General features: G+C 66.3%; 23 protein-coding genes and 1 other RNA gene. 11 read left to right on the top strand and 13 right to left on the bottom strand.

Annotation, left to right across the window (positions count from 1 at the left end):
• Positions 1 to 28 precede the first annotated feature (28 nt).
• The 3 genes from ACSYAO_RS17895 (at position 29) to ACSYAO_RS17885 (ending at position 1,728) form a co-directional block, all read left to right on the top strand.
• Entirely contained in the window at positions 29 to 691 is a 663-nt protein-coding gene (locus ACSYAO_RS17895) for a serine/threonine-protein kinase (RefSeq protein ID WP_049460648.1), read from the top strand.
• On the top strand, positions 688 to 1,194 hold the full coding sequence (locus ACSYAO_RS17890) for a DUF2867 domain-containing protein (protein ID WP_049460649.1): 507 nt from the start codon (positions 688 to 690) through the stop codon (positions 1,192 to 1,194). The genes ACSYAO_RS17895 and ACSYAO_RS17890 overlap by 4 nt, the downstream gene beginning before the upstream one ends.
• A 174-nt stretch (positions 1,195 to 1,368) precedes the next feature.
• The gene (locus ACSYAO_RS17885) at positions 1,369 to 1,728 is read left to right on the top strand and encodes a DUF6984 family protein (RefSeq protein WP_149908746.1); all 360 of its coding nucleotides are present in this window, start codon (positions 1,369 to 1,371) and stop codon (positions 1,726 to 1,728) included.
• Between the two features lie 193 nt (positions 1,729 to 1,921).
• Here ACSYAO_RS17885 and ACSYAO_RS17880 read toward each other — a convergent pair whose 3' ends face one another.
• Positions 1,922 to 2,605: a hypothetical protein gene (locus tag ACSYAO_RS17880; RefSeq protein WP_049460652.1), complete on the bottom strand. Its 684-nt coding sequence runs from the start codon at positions 2,603 to 2,605 to the stop codon at positions 1,922 to 1,924.
• 108 nt (positions 2,606 to 2,713) lie between these two features.
• Between ACSYAO_RS17880 and ACSYAO_RS17875 the strand changes: the two genes are divergently transcribed.
• The 3 genes from ACSYAO_RS17875 (at position 2,714) to ACSYAO_RS17865 (ending at position 5,601) form a co-directional block, all read left to right on the top strand.
• Positions 2,714 to 3,532 (top strand): SDR family oxidoreductase, encoded by an 819-nt coding sequence (locus ACSYAO_RS17875; protein WP_049460653.1) that lies wholly within the window; start codon positions 2,714 to 2,716, stop codon positions 3,530 to 3,532.
• 93 nt (positions 3,533 to 3,625) lie between these two features.
• A complete protein-coding gene (locus ACSYAO_RS17870) occupies positions 3,626 to 4,618 on the top strand; it encodes a YiiG family protein (RefSeq protein ID WP_149908745.1) in 993 nt (330 codons plus the stop codon).
• Positions 4,619 to 4,650: 32 nt separating this feature from the next.
• Positions 4,651 to 5,601: a YiiG family protein gene (locus ACSYAO_RS17865; protein WP_049460660.1), complete on the top strand. Its 951-nt coding sequence runs from the start codon at positions 4,651 to 4,653 to the stop codon at positions 5,599 to 5,601.
• A 65-nt stretch (positions 5,602 to 5,666) separates the two neighbouring features.
• On the opposite strand, the gene ACSYAO_RS17860 is transcribed toward ACSYAO_RS17865, so the two are convergent.
• On the bottom strand, positions 5,667 to 6,539 hold the full coding sequence (locus ACSYAO_RS17860) for an ion transporter (protein ID WP_032128376.1): 873 nt from the start codon (positions 6,537 to 6,539) through the stop codon (positions 5,667 to 5,669).
• A 63-nt stretch (positions 6,540 to 6,602) separates the two neighbouring features.
• Here ACSYAO_RS17860 and ACSYAO_RS17855 point away from each other — a divergent pair, with 63 nt between their 5' ends.
• Positions 6,603 to 7,829, top strand: coding sequence for an acetylornithine transaminase (locus tag ACSYAO_RS17855; RefSeq protein ID WP_006467246.1), 1,227 nt, complete (start codon positions 6,603 to 6,605; stop codon positions 7,827 to 7,829).
• Between the two features lie 53 nt (positions 7,830 to 7,882).
• Here the strand turns inward: ACSYAO_RS17855 and ACSYAO_RS17850 are convergent, their stop codons facing one another.
• A complete protein-coding gene (locus tag ACSYAO_RS17850; RefSeq protein ID WP_149908744.1) occupies positions 7,883 to 8,485 on the bottom strand; it encodes an HAD-IA family hydrolase in 603 nt (200 codons plus the stop codon).
• A gap of 122 nt (positions 8,486 to 8,607) precedes the next feature.
• On the opposite strand from ACSYAO_RS17850, the gene azu reads away from it, so the two are divergent.
• Positions 8,608 to 9,057 (top strand): azurin, encoded by a 450-nt coding sequence (gene azu / locus ACSYAO_RS17845; RefSeq protein ID WP_049460658.1) that lies wholly within the window; start codon positions 8,608 to 8,610, stop codon positions 9,055 to 9,057.
• A gap of 111 nt (positions 9,058 to 9,168) precedes the next feature.
• Here the strand turns inward: azu and hemL are convergent, their stop codons facing one another.
• Both hemL and thiE read right to left on the bottom strand, forming a co-directional pair.
• The gene (gene hemL, locus ACSYAO_RS17840) at positions 9,169 to 10,458 is read right to left on the bottom strand and encodes a glutamate-1-semialdehyde 2,1-aminomutase (protein WP_049462706.1); all 1,290 of its coding nucleotides are present in this window, start codon (positions 10,456 to 10,458) and stop codon (positions 9,169 to 9,171) included.
• Between the two features lie 16 nt (positions 10,459 to 10,474).
• Positions 10,475 to 11,101, bottom strand: a complete 627-nt coding sequence (gene thiE / locus ACSYAO_RS17835; RefSeq protein ID WP_032128373.1) for a thiamine phosphate synthase — start codon at positions 11,099 to 11,101, stop codon at positions 10,475 to 10,477.
• Positions 11,102 to 11,135: 34 nt separating this feature from the next.
• On the opposite strand from thiE, the gene ACSYAO_RS17830 reads away from it, so the two are divergent.
• Positions 11,136 to 11,360, top strand: a complete 225-nt coding sequence (locus tag ACSYAO_RS17830) for a rubredoxin (protein WP_014038358.1) — start codon at positions 11,136 to 11,138, stop codon at positions 11,358 to 11,360.
• Between the two features lie 59 nt (positions 11,361 to 11,419).
• On the opposite strand, the gene ACSYAO_RS17825 is transcribed toward ACSYAO_RS17830, so the two are convergent.
• The 8 genes from ACSYAO_RS17825 to ACSYAO_RS17790 all read right to left on the bottom strand — a co-directional run bounded on the left by ACSYAO_RS17825 (position 11,420) and on the right by ACSYAO_RS17790 (position 15,549).
• The gene (locus ACSYAO_RS17825) at positions 11,420 to 12,265 is read right to left on the bottom strand and encodes a SirB1 family protein (RefSeq protein WP_049400716.1); all 846 of its coding nucleotides are present in this window, start codon (positions 12,263 to 12,265) and stop codon (positions 11,420 to 11,422) included.
• Positions 12,266 to 12,408: 143 nt separating this feature from the next.
• Positions 12,409 to 12,852, bottom strand: coding sequence for a DUF192 domain-containing protein (locus tag ACSYAO_RS17820; protein ID WP_049421686.1), 444 nt, complete (start codon positions 12,850 to 12,852; stop codon positions 12,409 to 12,411).
• 21 nt (positions 12,853 to 12,873) lie between these two features.
• Positions 12,874 to 13,521 (bottom strand): ribose-5-phosphate isomerase RpiA, encoded by a 648-nt coding sequence (gene rpiA, locus ACSYAO_RS17815; RefSeq protein ID WP_006389802.1) that lies wholly within the window; start codon positions 13,519 to 13,521, stop codon positions 12,874 to 12,876.
• A 22-nt stretch (positions 13,522 to 13,543) separates the two neighbouring features.
• The gene (locus ACSYAO_RS17810; protein ID WP_032128370.1) at positions 13,544 to 14,023 is read right to left on the bottom strand and encodes an EVE domain-containing protein; all 480 of its coding nucleotides are present in this window, start codon (positions 14,021 to 14,023) and stop codon (positions 13,544 to 13,546) included.
• Positions 14,020 to 14,613 (bottom strand): 5-formyltetrahydrofolate cyclo-ligase, encoded by a 594-nt coding sequence (locus ACSYAO_RS17805; protein WP_134951474.1) that lies wholly within the window; start codon positions 14,611 to 14,613, stop codon positions 14,020 to 14,022. Before ACSYAO_RS17805 ends, ACSYAO_RS17810 begins: the two co-directional genes overlap by 4 nt.
• 83 nt (positions 14,614 to 14,696) lie before the next feature.
• A non-coding RNA gene (gene ssrS, locus ACSYAO_RS17800) (6S RNA) lies at positions 14,697 to 14,882 on the bottom strand.
• A 152-nt stretch (positions 14,883 to 15,034) separates the two neighbouring features.
• Entirely contained in the window at positions 15,035 to 15,331 is a 297-nt protein-coding gene (locus ACSYAO_RS17795; RefSeq protein WP_005410899.1) for a cell division protein ZapA, read from the bottom strand.
• Positions 15,328 to 15,549 carry a TIGR02449 family protein gene (locus ACSYAO_RS17790; RefSeq protein WP_005410898.1) on the bottom strand — a complete coding sequence of 74 codons (222 nt, stop codon included), beginning with the start codon at positions 15,547 to 15,549 and terminating at the stop codon, positions 15,328 to 15,330. Before ACSYAO_RS17790 ends, ACSYAO_RS17795 begins: the two co-directional genes overlap by 4 nt.
• Positions 15,550 to 15,702: 153 nt before the next feature.
• Here ACSYAO_RS17790 and ACSYAO_RS17785 point away from each other — a divergent pair, with 153 nt between their 5' ends.
• Together ACSYAO_RS17785 and ACSYAO_RS17780 are read left to right on the top strand one after the other, a co-directional pair.
• Positions 15,703 to 16,251 (top strand): YecA/YgfB family protein, encoded by a 549-nt coding sequence (locus ACSYAO_RS17785; protein ID WP_032128368.1) that lies wholly within the window; start codon positions 15,703 to 15,705, stop codon positions 16,249 to 16,251.
• 5 nt (positions 16,252 to 16,256) lie between these two features.
• Positions 16,257 to 17,579 carry an aminopeptidase P N-terminal domain-containing protein gene (locus ACSYAO_RS17780; RefSeq protein WP_100437673.1) on the top strand — a complete coding sequence of 441 codons (1,323 nt, stop codon included), beginning with the start codon at positions 16,257 to 16,259 and terminating at the stop codon, positions 17,577 to 17,579.
• Positions 17,580 to 17,836 lie beyond the last annotated feature (257 nt).

Here is a 17,836-nt window from a genome sequence, read left to right as displayed (position 1 = left end):
AACGGGCGCCATCGCCTAGAATGGGCACATGCCGCATTCGCCAGACACGCCCTCGCACGCCCTGAAGGCCGACAGCTTCGGTCGCATCCTCCTTGTGGAAGGGCCTGCCGGCCCCTTCGTACGCCGTGATCTGGGCGCCACGCCGCTGTGGTTGCGGCTGCCGGCCTGGTGGCTGGCCCGCCGCGAGGCACGCGCGTTGCAGCACATCCACGGCATGGCCGATGTGCCGCAGCTGCTGGCGTGGGATGGCCGTCATCTCGACCGCAGCTTCATGGCCGGCGATGCCATGTACCAGCGTCCGCCACGCGGTGACCTGGCCTGGTTCCGCGCTGCGCGTCGCCTGCTGCAGCAGCTGCATCGCAATGGCGTGGCCCACAACGATCTGGCCAAGGAAGCCAACTGGCTGGTCACTGAAGATGGACGACCGGCGCTGATCGACTTCCAGCTGGCGGTGATCGGCAACCCGCGCTCGCGCTGGATGCGGCTGCTGGCCCGCGAGGACCTGCGCCACCTGCTCAAGCACAAGCGCATGTACTGCCGCGAATCACTCACCCCGGTGGAGAAGCGCGTGCTCAAGCGTACGTCGTGGGTGCGCGAGCTGTGGTTCGCCACCGGCAAGCCGGTCTACCGCTTCGTCACCCGCCGCATCCTGCATTGGGAAGACAACGAGGGGCAGGGGCCGAAGCCGTGAGCCCTGCGCAGGTGGTGACCGGCCCGCCAAGCGCGGGCAGCGTCCTGCGCCCACAGCTGGCCGGCGCCGACTTCGTGCATGCCTGCCAGGCAACGACCCATCGTGATGGACGCTCGGCCTTGCAGGCCTATCGCGACATGGCGGCGACCATTCCCGGCTGGTTCGATGGGCTGATGGCGCTGCGCAATCGCGGCATGCGCCTGCTCGGCATGAAGCACCTGGGCTCGTTGCGTGCGGTACAGGACATCGCGCAGCCGCGTCCGGGGCAACGGCTGGGCATCTTCACCCTGCAGTCGCTGGACGACGATGCCATCGTGCTGGAAGACGACGACCGCCACCTGCGTGTGCAGCTGGCCCTGCAGTGGCAGGGCGACGTGCTGGAAGTGGCGACGGTGGTGCATACGCACAACGCGTTCGGGCGCGTGTACATGCTGCCGGTTGCCCCGGTTCATCAGCTGATCGTGCCGCATCTGCTGAGGAAGCAGGTGCAGGCTTACCGGTAGATCCACGCCATGCGTGGATGCGGTTTGCGATCCATTACATGCTCGTCGGTCATTGCCAAGTGTCACTGAAACGTGGATTCTGCATGCGGCACTACAGCATCAGTCCAACGCGATGAAAGCAGGACCGGAGGCGCGGTGAGGCGGTACGGGAGCAGCCCTGAGATCAACGATGCGATGAGCAATCCGACGCGTGCCGTTTCCGGCTTTGAAAGGCAGTTGATCGAGGCTGTGGCATCTCATCTGCCTGAGGCCTCTGCCTTGCAGCTTCACGCCGACCTTGCTTCCGCAGCGGCCGTAGAAATGGGTCCTGGTGGAGCTCGGGTGGGATTTGTCATTTCCGGATATGAGCGTCCGCCGTATCAAGGGCAGCACGCGTATCCCGTCGAGTTGCAGATGCAGGACGCAGATGGTGCTGAACTCACGCCGATTCTTCATGCGGACGCAAATGACCGTCTACTGGAGCTGGAAATCATCCGCTGGGACGGTGCCGAGCTGATATCTCCTCGAATTGACAGCTTGGTCTGCTATGCCTGAGGTGGCGATGAAGGGTTCTGGTGGAAACAAGCACGATGTGCGGATGGCCGGCCTCGAAGAGCCGGTGGACGTCACGGACGATTCTTGCGAATTCGAGTGAAGGGTCTTGCTAGTGGCGATGATGTGGAGCCGAGCCATGCTCGGCTGCATTCAATGAGCCGAGCATGGCTCGGCTCTACAGACGCCGGTGACCTTACGGCGTCGCCGGCACCACCTGCTGGCCGATGAAGTTGCGCTTGGCGTCGAAGTCGTAGGCGATCTGCAGCTGGCCCACATCCGGGCAGGCGTGGCAGTCGCGCAGTGGCGTGCGATACATCACGCGGATGCCGCCATTCTCCAGTGGCGTGGCCCCGGCCGACTGCGCCGGTGCGAACGGCGTGGCTTGCGGGTTGGCCTTCAGCAGCTCCTGCACAGTGGGGTCGGCACGCAGGGTGTCGTCCAACTGCACGGCATCCACATCGATGCGCTTGCCGCTGGCATCGACCAGGCGGGTGCCTTCGTTGGTGTTGGCGCGGAAGGGATACTCGACCGTGGCAATGCCCAGCCCCTCGTTCTCATGCCAGGCGGTCACATACGCCAGTTCCCCGGCGCTGGACAGTTGCTCGGCCGCGGTGATCGCCTCGGCGCTTGCTCCCCCCGCTCGCATCGCATCGCGCAGGCAATCCCGGGTGGCGGCATTCTCGCCCTGGCGGCATGCGTTCAGATCGCCATCCCAGACCACGGCTTCGCTCCAGCGCATCTTGCCGTCGGCGGCGGCCTTCTCCGCGCTGGGCGCGTCACCGGCGGGCGGCTCCTTGCCGGGTTCCGGCGAACGGCCCTGGCAGGCAGTCAGCAGGGCAAGCCCCAGGGCAGGCAGCAACAGGCGGGAACGGCGCATGGCGTGGACCTCGTGCGTTGGCTGGAGGCCCGAGTATCGTCAAGATCGGGTGAACTCCGCGTCGGCGCGGCATACTAGCGACTCATTGCATACGCTGGAGTGTGGAACGTGGGCAGTCTGCAGGGCAAAACGCTTTTCATCACCGGAGCCTCGCGAGGGATCGGCCTGGCCATCGCACTGCGCGCGGCGCGCGACGGCGCCAACGTGGCCATTGCGGCCAAGTCGTCGGTGCCGAATCCGAAGCTGCCAGGCACCATCCATACCGCGGCCGAAGCGGTGACGGCGGCAGGCGGGCAGGGCCTGGCGCTGAAGTGCGACATCCGCGAGGAAGAGCAGGTGCACGCGGCGGTTGCGGCCACGGTCGATACCTTCGGTGGCATCGACATCCTGGTCAACAACGCCAGCGCGATCTGGCTGCGCGGTACGCTGGATACGCCGATGAAGCGTTTCGACCTGATGCAGCAGGTCAATGCGCGCGGCAGTTTCCTGTGCGCGCAGGCCTGCCTGCCGTACCTGCTGCAGGCGCCGAATCCGCACATCCTCACCCTTGCACCGCCGCCCAGCCTGGAGCCGAAGTGGTGGGCACCGCATACCGGCTACACGCTGGCGAAGATGGGCATGAGCTTCGTTACCCTGGGCCTGGCCGCGGAATTCGGCCCGCAGGGCGTGGCGGTGAATGCGCTGTGGCCGCGCACGGTCATCGCCACCGATGCGATCAACATGATCCCGGGCGTGGATGCGGCCGGCTGCCGCACGCCGCAGATCATGGCTGATGCCGCGCATGCGGTGCTGGTGCGCGAAGCGGCGGGCTTCCATGGCCAGTTCCTGATCGACGATGACGTGCTGGCGCAGGCGGGTATCACCGATCTTTCGGGCTACTCAGTGGATCCATCGCGTCCGTTGCTGCCGGATCTGTTCCTGGATTGATCGCACGTCGCCGGAAGAGGCCGAGGGCTGCGACCTTCGGCCTGCTGCGCTAGAATGTGCGGCTGTAATCGTTTTCAACAGGGATGTGAACACATGTCACGCACTCTTTCCGTCGCGGCGCTGGCCGCTTCGCTGTCGTTGATCCTGGCCGCCTGCGGTGGCAAGGCACCCGCCGCTGCGGGCGGCGCCGCTGCCTCCGGCACGCCGGACGCCAGCGCGGCGCCGTCCGACCCGCAGCAGCAGTTGACCGCCAAGCTCAACGCCTACATCGGCTGCTTCAACGCGCTTGATTCGAAGACCCACGGCAGCATCGAGTCCTATACGCGCTGGATCAAGGATGTCGCCGCCGGCCCGACCGGTCGCGAGACACAGGTGTACGGTCCGTTCGAGATCAGCGATTACGACATGAAGCAGTGCGATGCCCCCGTGACCGAGGCGATCGCTGCCAAGCCAGTGCTGGCCGAACTCGATGCTGCTGCCGGCCACTACCAGCAGGCGCTGAAGGCACTGGTGCCGATCAGCAAGGACGCGCACGACTACTACGATCGCCAGGACTACGAAGACGACCAGTTCGCCAAGGGCAAGCAGCTGCACGCGCCCTTGATGGCCGCCTTCAAGGATTTCGTGGCTGCCAGTGCAACGTTCAATGCCGAGCTGGAGCGCCAGAACGACGCCGCCCAGCGCGAGCAGCTCAAGGCACTGGAGCAGGCCGAGGGTCGCACGCGCGAGTACTACCGCCTGGCGATGATGCTGGAAGCCAAGGCCATCATGGATCTGATGAGCGAGGATGATTTCGATCAGGCCAAGGCCCGCGAGCGTCTGGATGCGTTCAACCGCATTTCCGACGAAGCGCATGCGAAGGTGGCTGATCAGGAACCGGGCAAGCTGGACTGGAACAGCTTCGAGCGTGAGGCCGAGAACTTCCGTCGGGAAGGCAAGGCGCGGCTGCAGCGCGTCAGCGAGAAAGAGCCTTACACCGATTTCGAACGACGCATGCTTGATTCGCCGTCGATGGCGCCGCGTGGATCGGCCAGCAAGCTGATGCAGGAATACAACACGCTCGTTTTCCAGAGCAACCGCCAGTGACCGGCGCGCCAGCACCCATGCGAGAGACCATGATGACTTCCTGTCTGCGTATCGTGCCGCTGCTGCTGATCGGCGCTGTGGCTGGCCTGAGCGGCTGCAACAAATCGGCAGGGTTGTCGCTGGCCGACCCCAGCCTGGAGAAGGTGAACGCCTACATCGAGTGCTACAACGGCGTTGAACAACCCATTCACGAGGGTTTCCAGACCTACACCAGCTGGATGAAGGACCCTGAAGCCGGCCCGACCGGCAAGGAAGCGCAACCGCGTTCGCCCGGGAAGGTGCTGTCGCACCGCGTCGAGTACTGCGGCCAGCCACTGACCGACGCGCTGGCGAAGACCCCGGCCTTGCCGATGGATGGCCCCGCGCGTGACTATCAGCAGGCCTTCCAGGCATTGAACACCCTGGTCGAGCGCGCCGATGGTTACTTCACCCGCGAGGATTATCGTCGTGATGGCGGTGAAGGGATGCGCAGCCAGCATGCCCCGCTGATGCAGGCCTATGCTGATTTCTTCAAGGCCAGCGAAGCGATGGATGTGGCGCTGGAAAAGAACGAGAACGATCGCCGTGCCGCGCAGCTGAAGCAGATCGAGGAGAGCGAAGGGCGCTCGCTGGCCTACTATCACCTTCGCCTGCTGGGCGACGGCAAGCTACTGGCCACGGCGTTCCAGGACGACGCACCGGATGTTGCGGCGCTGCGCGTGCAGCTGGCTGACTATCAGGCACTGGTGACGGAAATCCAGAACGGCGGTGTCGGCAAGGACGACCCGATGTGGGGCCACGTGCAGCGTTCGGCGGACAAGCTGGTGCGTACTGCGGGACGTGGCGTCGAGCGGCTGGAGCAGCACAAGCCGATCACCGCCGAAGCGCTGGCGGCAGAGCGGAAGGCGTCGGGCAGTTGGCTCACCACCGACCCGGAAGGAGCGCAGTCAACGATCCTCGCCGCATACAATGATCTGGTGACCACCAGCAACCGCATGCGGTGAGCAACGGCACACGCATCCATGCGTAACCGCCGAGAGGTAGTGCCGGCCGCTGGCCGGCATGTACCTCAATGGTTGAACGCATCCGGCAGCTTGCCGCCGCACTTGCGGCAGTGCAGTGCATCCGGTTCATGGCCTTCCAGCCCACAGTCCGGGCAGCCACGCGCATCGCGGCGCGCGGCCTGCTCGGCTTCACGCATGGTGCTGGCCAGTTCGGCGGTATAGATGCCGGTGGGCACGGCGATGATGCTGTAGCCGATCAGGATCAGCACCGAGGTGACGAAGCGGCCGAGCACGGTCTGCGGCACGATGTCGCCGAAACCGACCGTGGCCATGGTCACCACCGCCCAGTACATGCTGGCCGGGATGTTGGTGAAGCCGTGTTCGGGGCCCTCGATCACGTACATCAGCGCACCGGCGATGATGGTGATGGTGATCACCGTGAACAGGAACACCAGCACCTTGCGCCGGCTGCGCCACAGTGACGTCATCAATACGCCGCTTTCCTCGATGTAGCGGGTCAGCTTGAGGATGCGGAACACGCGCAGGATGCGCAGCGCACGCACCACCAGCAGGCTCTGCGCGCCGGGGATGAACATCGACAGGTAGGCGGGCAGGATCGACAGCAGGTCGATGATGCCCCAGATACTCACCGCGTAACGCAGCGGGCGCTTGACCACCGCCAGCCGCAGCAGGTACTCGGCGGTGAAGATGATCGTGAAGCCCCATTCCAGGATGTACAGGCCGGTGGACCATTCGGCATGCAGGTGCTGCACGCTGTCGATCATCACTACCAGGATGCTGGCGATGATCGCCACCACCAGGATCAGGTCGAAATTGCGCGAAGGCCGGGTGTCGTGGCGGTAGATGATGTCGAACCACCGACGGCGCCAGCCGGTCTCGGTGGCGGGGTTCAGCTGGGGGGCGGAAAACGGTCGCATGGGCGCATTGTGCCGCAGGGGTTCCGGCGCGAGAATGGGGATTCCTGAACCCTGCCGACTGCCATGACCGCCGCTACCGATCCGCTGATCTCCCTTTCGCACTATTACCTGCCGGTCTACAAGCCCCGCCAGGTGGTACTGGAGCGCGGCCAGGGCGCCCGCGTGTGGGACAGCCAGGGCCGTGAGTTCATCGACCTGGCCGCCGGCATCGCCGTGTGTGGCCTGGGCCACAACGACCCGGACCTGGTCGCCGCGCTGGTCGAGCAGGCCGGCAAGCTCTGGCACACCAGCAACGTGTTCTACAGCGCGCCGCCGTTGCACCTGGCCGAGGAGCTGGTGAAGGCCAGCCGCTTCGCCGAGCGCGTGTTCCTGTGCAATTCCGGCGCCGAAGCCAACGAAGTGGCGATCAAGATGGTCCGCAAGTGGGCCTCCAGCCAAGGCCGCCCGGCCGACAAGCGCGTCATCATCACCTTCCGCGGCAGCTTCCACGGCCGCACCATGGGCGCGGTGACCGCCACCGCCCAGCCGAAGTACCAGGAAGGCTACGAGCCGCTGCCCGGTGGCTTCCGCTACATCGATTTCAACGATGAGGTGCAGCTGGAAACCGCGATGGCCGCCGGCGACGTGGCCGCAGTGATGCTGGAGCCGATCCAGGGCGAGGGCGGCGTGATGCCGGCCAAGTCCGGTTTCCTCAAGCGCGTGCGCGAACTGTGCGACCAGCACAACGCACTGCTGGTGCTGGATGAAATCCAGGCCGGCATGGGCCGCACCGGCACGCTGTTCGCGCACTGGCAGGACGATGTGGTACCGGACATGGTCACCCTGGCCAAGGCGCTCGGCGGTGGCTTCCCGATCGGCGCGATGCTGGCCGGCCCGAAGGTGGCTGAGACCATGCAGTTCGGCGCGCACGGCACCACCTTCGGTGGCAACCCGCTGGCGGCCGCAGTCGCGCGCGTGGCGCTGCGCAAGTTGGCCTCGGCGGAGATCGCCGCCAACGTCAGCCGCCAGTCGAAGGCGCTGCGCGATGGCTTCGCCCGCATCAACGACGAGTTCGGTGTGTTCAGCGACGTGCGTGGCCGTGGCCTGATGCTGGGCGCGGTGCTGAGCAAGGACTTCGCCGGCCAGGCCGGTGCGATCCTCGACCACGCCGCCGAGCAGGGCCTGCTGACCCTGCAGGCCGGCCCGGACGTGCTGCGCTTCGTGCCGTCGCTGAACATCACCGACGAAGAAGTGGCCGAAGGCCTCAAGCGCCTGCGCGCAGCGATTGCTGCTTTCATCGCCGCGCGCTGACGCCGCGGCGCTGGGGTCGGATCCCTCTCCTGCGGAGAGGGCTCTGACCCCGATCAGCTCACCGCGTAACGCTTCAACACCTTGCCCAATCCCCGGCCATCGCGCACGGTTTCCGCGTGCAGGCCGGCGGCGCGTGCGCCGCGCACGTTGGCGAACAGGTCATCGACGAACAGCGTGCGCGCAGGCGCCACGCCGAGTACCTCAAGCGTGCGCAGGAAGACTTCCGGCGCCGGTTTGCGCAGGCCGAAATCGGCGCTGCAGAACACGCGGTCCTGCAGGGCAGGGAACAGTTCCGGTAGCAGGGTGGGCAAGGCCTGTTGCATCAGCGCGCCGTTGTTGGTCAGCACTGCCATCGGCAACTGCAGGGCCTGCAGCCGCTGCAACACGGCAGCCTGCGGATGGCTGGCGGCCCGCCGCGCCGCGGTCCAAGCAGTCACATCGACCGTCGTGCCTAGAAGCTCTCCCAGCTGCGCCAGATAGGCCGGGCCATCCAGCGTGCCATTGTCATGTGCCGCTTCCAGCCCGCTGTCGTACAGCGCGGCCTGCACGGTTTCCGGCACGACATCCAGCGCCTGCGCAAGGTACAGCACGCGCTGCGCGCGCTGGTAGTGCACCAGCACGCCATCCACATCCAGCAGCAACAGGTCGATCCGCATTGGTCGAGCATGCCATTGCGGTGGATGCGCGGAAACCCTGGAGTGCGCGTGCGACAGACGGTCGCAGACGGCGCCGCAGGGGCCTGCCTAGAATGGCGCTTGAATCCGCAGGAGATGCAACGATGAAGGCTTGGATGGTGGCAGTGGGACTGGGCGCGCTGATGCTGGCGCCGTCGGCGATGGCGCGGGTGTGTGCGGTGAGCATCGACAGCACCGACCAGATGAGCTTCAGCAGCCGCGAGATCAAGGTGGCCGCTGATTGCACCGCCGTGGATCTGACCCTGCGCCACACCGGCAAGCTGGCTGCTACCGCGATGGGCCACAACTGGGTGCTGACCCGCAGCGCGGATTACCAGCCGGTGGCGATGGCTGGCATGCGCATGACCCTGGCCGACAGCTACCTGCCGAAGGCCGACAAGCGCGTGCTGGCGCACACCAAGGTGATCGGCGGTGGTGAAACCGCGCGCGTGCGCTTCTCTACCCAGGGCCTGCAGAAGGGTGGGGATTACACCTTCTTCTGCTCGTTCCCCGGCCACTTCGCGATGATGAAGGGCAAGTTCGTCTTCGGTTGAGCAGCCACGCATGGCGTGGCTCTACCAGGAAAAAAAGGGGACGGAGGGGATTAAGTCGTTTGTGCACAAACGACTTAATCCCCTCCGTCCCCTTTTTCGTGCAGAGCGGGCTCAGCCCTTGGCGGCCTTGAACGCCACGCGTGCGGCGGCCAGCGTGGCCTCGATCACGGCATCGTCGTGCGCGCTGGACAGGAAGCCGGCCTCGTACGCCGACGGTGCCAGGAACACGCCCTGGTCCAGCATCGCGTGGAAGAAGCGGTTGAACGCCGGGATGTCACAGGCGGTGGCCTGCGCATAGGTCTCCACCTTCTCGCTGGTGAAGAACAGGCCGAACATGGCGCCCACGTGGGTGGTGGTCACCGCCACGCCGGCGTCGGCAGCGGCCGCTTCCAGGCCGGCACACAGGCGCGCGGTGCGCTCGGCCAGGTCGGCGTGGAAGCCCGGCTGCTGGATCAGTTCCAGCATCGCCAGGCCGGCGGCCATCGCCACCGGGTTGCCGCTCAGCGTGCCAGCCTGGTAGATCGGGCCGGCCGGGGCGATCTGCTGCATCAGTTCGCGGCGGCCGCCGTAGGCACCCACCGGCATGCCGCCGCCGATGATCTTGCCGAAGGTGGTCAGGTCCGGGGTGATGCCGTAGTGCGCCTGTGCACCGCCAAGGGCAACGCGGAAACCGGTCATCACTTCGTCGAAGATCAGCAGCGCGCCATGCTTCGTGCACAGTTCGCGCAGGTGCTGCAGGTAGCCTTCGCGTGGCGGAATGCAGTTGGCGTTGCCGACCACCGGTTCGATGATCAGGCCGGCGATGTCGTCACCCTGCTGTTCGAACAGGGCAGTAGCCGCTTCGAAGTCGTTGTAGGGCAGGGTCAGGGTCAGTTCGCTCAGGCCGGCCGGCACGCCCGGCGAGGTCGGCACGCCCAGCGTCAGCATGCCGCTGCCGGCCTTGACCAGGAACGAGTCGCCATGGCCGTGGTAGCAGCCTTCGAACTTGACGATGCGGTTGCGGCCGGTGGCGCCACGCGCCAGGCGGATCGCCGACAGCGTGGCCTCAGTGCCGGAGTTGACCATGCGCACCATCTCGCATGACGGCACCAGTCGGGTGATGGTCTCGGCCATGGTCACTTCGGCCGCGCAGGGCGCGCCGAAGGACAGGCCATTGTCGATCGCCTTCTTCACCGCCTGGCGGACGGCCGGATGGTTGTGGCCGACGATCATCGGGCCCCAGGAACCGACATAGTCGATGTAGCGGTTGCCGTCGACGTCGTACAGGTAGGCGCCGTCGGCACGCTCGACGAAGAACGGTTCGCCGCCGACCGATTTGAACGCGCGCACCGGCGAATTGACGCCGCCCGGCAGCAGCTGCTGGGCGCGGGAGAACAGGGCGTGGGACTGGTCGTGGTTCATGCGGATTTCCTGGGCATTACGCGAACTGGGCGAGGTAGGCGCGCTGGATCGCAACCGGGTCTTCGGCGGCGAACACGCTGCTGACCACGGCGACCAGATCGGCGCCGGCGTCGATGATGGGACCGACATTGTCCGGCGTCAGGCCGCCGATCGCCACCCGCGGCACGCCCAGTGCGGCGCTTTGCCGCAGCAGGTCGGTATGGGCGCGGCTGCTGGTGATCTTGGTGGTGGTCGGGAAGAACGCGCCGAAGGCCACGTAGCTGGCGCCGGCGGCCACGGCCTGCTCGGCATTGGCCAGCTGGTCGTAGCAGGAGGCGCCGATGATGGCCTCGGCACCAAGCAGCGCGCGCGCGCTGGGGATGTCACCGTCGGTGCCGCCCAGATGCACGCCGGCGGCGCCGACCGCCTTGGCCAGCGCCGGGTCGTCGTTGACGATCAGCGGCACGCCGTGTTCCGCGCACAGCGCCTGCAGGGCGGTGGCCTGCTCCCGCCGCAGCGCGTCACTGGCGGTCTTGTTGCGGTACTGCAGCCAGGTCGCGCCGGCGGCCAGCAGCGGCGCGGTGCGGGCCAGCAGGCGTGCGGTATCGGGCTCGTCCGGGGTGATCAGGTAGACGCCGCGGGGCGCCGGGGAAGCAGAAGTCATCGATGGCTACCGGTGAGTGGACCGCGATGGGACAATGGCGGCCCGTGAATCCAGCCCTGATTATCCGATGAGCGATGCCACCCCCACCACCTTGCGTACCTGGATGTGCGTGGTCTGCGGCTTTCTTTACAGCGAAGCGGAAGGCTTGCCGGAAGAAGGCATCGCGCCGGGGACGCGCTGGGAAGACATTCCCGAGACCTGGACCTGCCCGGATTGCGGCGTGACCAAGGCCGATTTCGAGATGGTCGAGGTCGATTGATGGCGGGGCCTGCAGGCCCTTCTGTGGGTGCGGACCGTTGGTCCGCACACCGGACAACCTCAATGCAGCCGCGGTACCGGCCCACCGAGGTCGATCAGCTTCTCGCGCAGCCACTGCGCATCGCTGGCTTCCGGGTTGCGCTTCAGATACTGCCCCAGGTCATGCCGGGCACCGGCCAGGTACTCCAGCTGCAGGTAGGCCAGGCCACGGTCACGCAGCGCGTCGTCCTGCTCCGGGGCCAGCTTCAGCAGGCGGTCGGCACTGCGTGCGGCACGGTCCCATTCGCCCGCTTCGGCATACACACCGTGCAGGTTGCGCAGCATCCGCATCAGGATCGCGCGCGCAGGGGCCGGGTCGAGGATCTGCGCCAGCACCTGGTCGTCGGGCATCTGCCCGCCCAGGTGTGACTTGGCCCGCTCGCGCAGTTCGTCCACGTCCAGCGGGCGGCCGCCATTGAACGGGTCCATCACCAGCACGCCGTCGTCAACCGGCAGGCGCACCAGGAAGTGGCCGGGGAAGGACACGCCGTCGAGCGGAATGCCCAGCCGGCGCGCGACTTCCATCTGCACCAGCGCCAGCGAGATCGGGTTGCCCAGGCGGCGCTCGAATACCTGGTTGAGGTAGCTGTTGCGCGGGTCGTAGTACTCGTCGTGGTCGCCGCTGTAGCCCAGCTCGTCGAACAGATGGCGATTGATCGCTGCCATCTTCAATGGGCTGTTGTCGATGCTGTCCACTTCCGAACGGAGGTGGTCGACATGGCTCTGGATCAGCGCGTCGTAGGTGGACGGCTGCAGATCGGGGTATTCATCGCGCGCGATCAGCAGCGCGGTCGGCAACAGTGGCAGCGCCTCGTCTTCGAGGTCGGCCAGTGCATCCCAGTCGGGGAGTGAGATCTGGTCCTGCATGACCACAGACTGGCGGCAATTGCAGGCGGTTTCAAGCGGTGTCGCGTGAAAAATCCGGGGGCAGATCCCTTTCGCGTGCGAAAGGGATCTGACCCCTGCAGGGTTGCCGGCCAGCGGCCGGCACTACCGCGGGCAGAACCCTGTTACTCGATGCCTGGGCCGAATTTCAGCTCCGTGCCGTCCTTCAGCTTGAGCTTCTCGGCCTGACCGGCGTTGAGCTCCAGCACATAGCGCGCCGGTCCACCGCTGGGGTAGGGCGGGCACATGTCGCCGGCCGAGCACGGCGGCACATCGCGCTGCTGGCTGACCAGCTTGCGCTGGCTGTCGAAGTACAGGATGTCCAGCGCAAGCTTGGTGTTCTTCATCCAGTACGCCTGCATTTCCTCGCGGTCGTGGATGAACAGCATGCCGTGATCGGCGGCCATCTGGTCGCGGAACATCAACCCGCGCGCGCGGGTTTCATCGTTGGTGGCCAGCTCCACCTGGTAGCGGGCGCCATCCAGCTCGACCCAATGGCGGGCCGCGTCGGTAGCACAGCCGGCCAGGGCCAGCAGCGGAAGCATCAGCAGCGAACGCAACAGCGACATCGTCAGGATCCTTCGAAAGGGTCAGAGCACGACCGGCGGCTCACCACCGACGATCACCACATCGGCGCGGCGGCGCGCGAACAGGCCCACGCAGACCACGCCGGGCAGCTGGTTGAGCTCGCGCTCCAGCTTTTCCGGATCGGTGATCTGCAGGTTGTGGATGTCCAGGATCTGGTTGCCGTTGTCGGTGACCACGCCTTCGCGCCAGGTCGGCTGGCCGCCGGTCATGTCGCGGATCTGGCGGGCGACCAGGCTGCGCGCCATCGGGATCACTTCCACCGGCAGCGGGAACTTGCCCAGCACCGGCACCTGCTTGCTCGGGTCGACGATGCAGATGAAGCGCTCGCTGGCCTCGGCGATGATCTTCTCGCGGGTCAGTGCGGCGCCGCCACCCTTGATCAGGCACTTGTTGGCGTCGCACTCATCGGCGCCGTCCACGTACAGCGACAGGTTGCCGCTGTGGTTCAGCTCGATCACCTCGATGCCGTGCTGCTTCAGGCGCGCGGTGCTCTGTTCGGAGCTGGACACGGCACCCTTGATGCGGTGCTGGATGCGGGCCAGGGCATCGATGAAATAGGCCACGGTGGAACCGGTGCCGACACCGACGATCATGCCGTCTTCAACGTACTCGATGGCTTTCTCGGCGGCCAGGCGCTTGGCTTCGGACATGGGAGAACTCTCAGGCAGGGAATCAGGATTTCTTTTCCAGCGACAGCAGCAGCTTCCACTGCGCGGCGGTCACCGGGAACACCGACAGGCGGTTGCCCTTGGCAACCAGCGGGAAGCCTTCACCGAGCTCCTCGGCGTGCAGCTTGATCTCGTCCAGCGCGATCACCTGCTTGAGCTTGCGGTCGAAGGCCACGTCCACCAGCATCCAGCGCGGGTTCTCGCGCGTGCTCTTGGGGTCGTGGTAGTCGGATTTCGGGTCGAACTGGGTGTCGTCCGGATAGGCCGGGCTGGCGACCGTGGCCAGGCCGACGATGCCGGGCACCTTGGTATTGGAGTGGTAGAACAGGATGCCGTCGCCCACCTGCATGCCATCGCGCATGAAATTGCGCGCCTGGTAGTTGCGCACCCCGTTCCAGGGTTCGACCTTGACCTTGGCCAGGTCATCGATGGAGAAGGCGTCCGGTTCGGACTTCATCAGCCAGTAGCGCTTGCGGGCGGTCATGCGTTCACGGGGGCAGCGGAGGGGAACAGGGGGCCGTCTTCGGTGCAGATCGCATCCACCGGCACGTCCCACGACGCCACCGGCAAGGACTCGACCTGCTGCACCGCGAATGCAGCACCGACCAGCCAGGGCGGCGCCGGCCGGTCGTGGCGGAAGGCGAAGCTGCGATCATACCAGCCGCCCCCCATGCCCAGCCGCCGGCACTGTGTGTCGAAGCCCACCAGCGGGGTCACCACCAGCGCCATCTGCGCCGGTTCCAGGGTGTCTTCCACGGCCACGTCCGGCTCGGGAATGCCATAGCGGTTGCTGGTCAATGCTTGCCCGGGCCGCCATGGCGCGAAGCGCAGTACGTCGCCGGCCAGCACTGGCAGGCAGTAGGTGAGTCCTTCGGGCAGCTGCAGCTGCCAGCGGTGAAGGGCGATTTCGCCATCCAGCGCCCAGTAGCCGGCCACGGCGCCTTCGCGCGGGGCGAACGGCAGGGCCAGCAGGGCATCGGCAAGCGATTCGGCGGCGGCGATGCGCTCAGCGGCGGAAAGGTCGCGGCGGCGTTGCCGCAGGTCGTGGCGCAGGGCCTGGCGCGGGTCGGTCATGGCAGCGTGCGGCAAGGATCAGCCGTCATTGTGCCGGAAAGAACAAGGGCGACGCCCGAAGACGCCGCCCTTGCTGGAATATTGCATTCTCCGCAATGTCGATGCATGCGAAACGACCTTGAACCCGGGGGCTCAAGTGGGAACGCTGGAGAACCATCGGGCTTCCCGCTACAAGGCGGACCTGCACTCCCGGCGCTGTCGCGCTCCCGGTGTCGTTCTTAAGGGACAAGGCGAATGTTTGCACATGCCGTCGAGTACCGCAGAGAACGCGTGGCCATTATAGCCAGCACGCAGCATCTGGATAGGCCGTTCGTCGGCAACAGTCCGTGCCAATTCAGATATGAGAAAAGGGGACGGAGGGGATTAAGACGTTTCCGGCACGGAAGGGGCGAATGCGCCTTGATTCCCTCCGTCCCCTCTTCTACGGGGTGCCGTCGATCGCGCGGTCCAGGCGCCGGTTCAGGTCGGCCAGCGTCTGCTGCAGGGCGACTGCCTGGCGGGCGTTCTCGTCGCGCAGCAGTTGCAGTTCATGGGCCAGGTTCAACGCCGCCAGCACGGCGACGCGGTCGACCGCGGCCATGCGGTTGCTGCCGCGGATTTCGCGCATGCGCGCATCGAGCAGGCGCGCGGCCGCCATCAGGCTGTCGCGTTCATCGCCGCCGACACCCACGGTGTATTCACGATCGAGGATGCGGACACTGACCGGTTCGGCGCTCATGTGTGCTGCTCCAGGGATTTGAGCCGGCTGATCATTGCTTCCACCCGCGAGCGTGCCTGCTCGTTCTTGGCCAGCAGCGTGGAACGCTCGGCCACCAGCTGTTCCTGCTGGTGGCGCAGGCTGCGGTTCTCCTCGGCCAGGCGCTGGTTGCGTTCAAGCAACGCTTCCACGCGGGCAGCGAAGTCCTGCAGCTGGGCAAGGGGATCGGCGGGTTCCATACGGGCACGATAGGCAAGCCGGGTAAGGGCGGTCAAGCGTTGTCGCAGCAAGGCCTGACGGTCGCAGAGAGGATGCCGTCGGGTTGCTACACTACGGGGTCTCACGGGCGCGCGCGTGCGCGCCCCGGGTTTCCTTTCCGAACGAGCCGCACGATGACCGAACTTCCCTCCGTCGACGACGTTACCCGCGCCAGCCAGGAACTGGGCCTGGGCGCCACCGCTGCCGAGCTGCACGGCGCACTGTGCGGCTGGCTGGCCGCCGGTGGTGCCCCCGGCAATGATTGGCCGGCGCGTGTGCTGGCCGACGACAACCTGCCGCCGGTGGCCGCCGACAGCGTGCTGGGGCAGCTGCTGCAGGTCACCATCAAGCAACTGGAAGACCGCGATTTCGCCTTCGAACTGCTGCTGACCGATGGCGACGACGTGTCCGCGCAGGCTGATGCCATGTTCAGCTGGACCCGTTCCTTCCTGGGCGGCTTCGGCCTGGGCAGCGGCGGCCGCCGCCCGACCCTGTCCGAAGAGGGCGAAGAAGCGCTGACCGACATGGCCAGCCTGGCGCGTGCCTCCAGCGAGGATTTCGAGGCCGGTGGCGATGACGATGACGAAGCCCTGTCCGAGATCGAGGAATTCATCCGCGTGGCGGTACTGCTGCTGCACGGTGACGTGGTGCTGGCCTCGCGCCATCGGCAGCGCCTGAACTGATGGACATCAAGCAGCGCACCGGCATCGCGGCCGGCGAATACAAGCGTCGCCGCCGCCAGCTGATGGACATGGCCGGCGAGGATGCGATCCTGGTGCTTCCCGCCGCGGCCGAGAAGGTGCGCAGCCTCGATACCCATTACCCGTTCCGGCAGGATTCGGACTTCCAGTACCTGAGCGGCTTCCCGGAGCCGGAAGCGGTGCTGGTGTTGATCCCGGGCCGCCGCCACGGCGAGGCCATCCTGTTCTGCCGTGAGCGCGACGCCGAGCGCGAGGCCTGGGACGGCAGCCGCGCCGGCCAGGAAGGCGCGGTGGCGCAGTACGGCATGGACGATGCGTACCCGATCGACGATCTGGACGACATCCTGCCGGGCCTGCTGGAAGGGCGTTCGCGCGTCTATTACCACTTCGGCCGCGACGCCGATTTCGACCTGAAGCTGATCGGCTGGGTCAACCGCGTGCGTTCGCAGGTGCGCCACGGCGCGCAGCCGCCGCATGAGTTCCTGGAGCTGGGCCACCTGCTGCATGAGCAGCGCCTGTTCAAGTCCGGTGCTGAAGTGGCGCTGATGCACCACGCCGCGCAGATCAGCGTGCGTGCACATCTGGCGGCGATGAAAGCGGCGAAGGCCGGCATCCACGAATACGAACTGCAGGCCGAACTGGAACGCGTGTTCCGCGCCAACGACGCGGTGCCGGCCTATTGCAGCATCGTCGGTGCAGGTCGCAACGGCTGCATCCTGCACTACCGCGACAACAACGCACGTTCGCGCGATGGTGAGCTGGTGCTGATCGACGCCGGTGCCGAATACCGCGGCTATGCCAGCGACATCACCCGCACGTTCCCGGTGAACGGCCGCTTCAGCGCCGAGCAGCGCGCGCTGCACGACCTGGTCGGTGACGCGCAGGCCGCGGCACTGGCCCAGGCCAAGCCGGGCGTGGCCTACGAGATGGGTCACCTGGCGGCGGTGCAGACCCTGACCGAAGGCCTGCTGCGGCTGGGCCTGCTGAAGGGCACGCTGGAAAAGAACCTGTCCGAGGGCCTGTACCAGCGTTTCTACCGGCACAAGACCGGGCACTGGATCGGCATGGACGTGCACGACGTGGGTGACTATCGCCTGGCCGGCGATTCGCGCCTGCTGGAGCCGGGCATGGCATTCACCATCGAGCCGGGGCTGTATATCGGCGTGGACGATACGACGGTGGAACCGCGCTGGCGCGGTATCGGCATCCGTACCGAGGATGACGTGCTGATCACCGATGACGGGCATCGCGTGCTGACCGAAGGCCTGGCGCGCAGCGCCGACGAGATTGAAGCGGTGATGGCGGGGTAAGGGGTTTCGGCAGGGCTTGCAGCCCTGCACCTGCTGCAATCAACGGCAACGTCAAAAACCGAAGCGGCATTCCGTGGGAGGGCGGGGCACTGTGGGTTTGCGGGGACGCCGCAAGTACGTCCCTGTAGGCTTGGTCGCCGCATCCATGCGGCTCACACCCCGCAAACCCACAGTGCCCCGCCTTTGACAGGTTCAGGCGGCTGTTGGTGGGTGCCGACCGTTGGTCGGCACATCTGTCAGATATCGAATGAATCATC

Source organism: Stenotrophomonas sp. STK16_22 (genome assembly GCF_051984505.1).
In the GTDB taxonomy this organism is placed as follows: domain Bacteria; phylum Pseudomonadota; class Gammaproteobacteria; order Xanthomonadales; family Xanthomonadaceae; genus Stenotrophomonas; species Stenotrophomonas maltophilia_A.
This window is presented reverse-complemented; position numbering and strand designations above follow the sequence as displayed.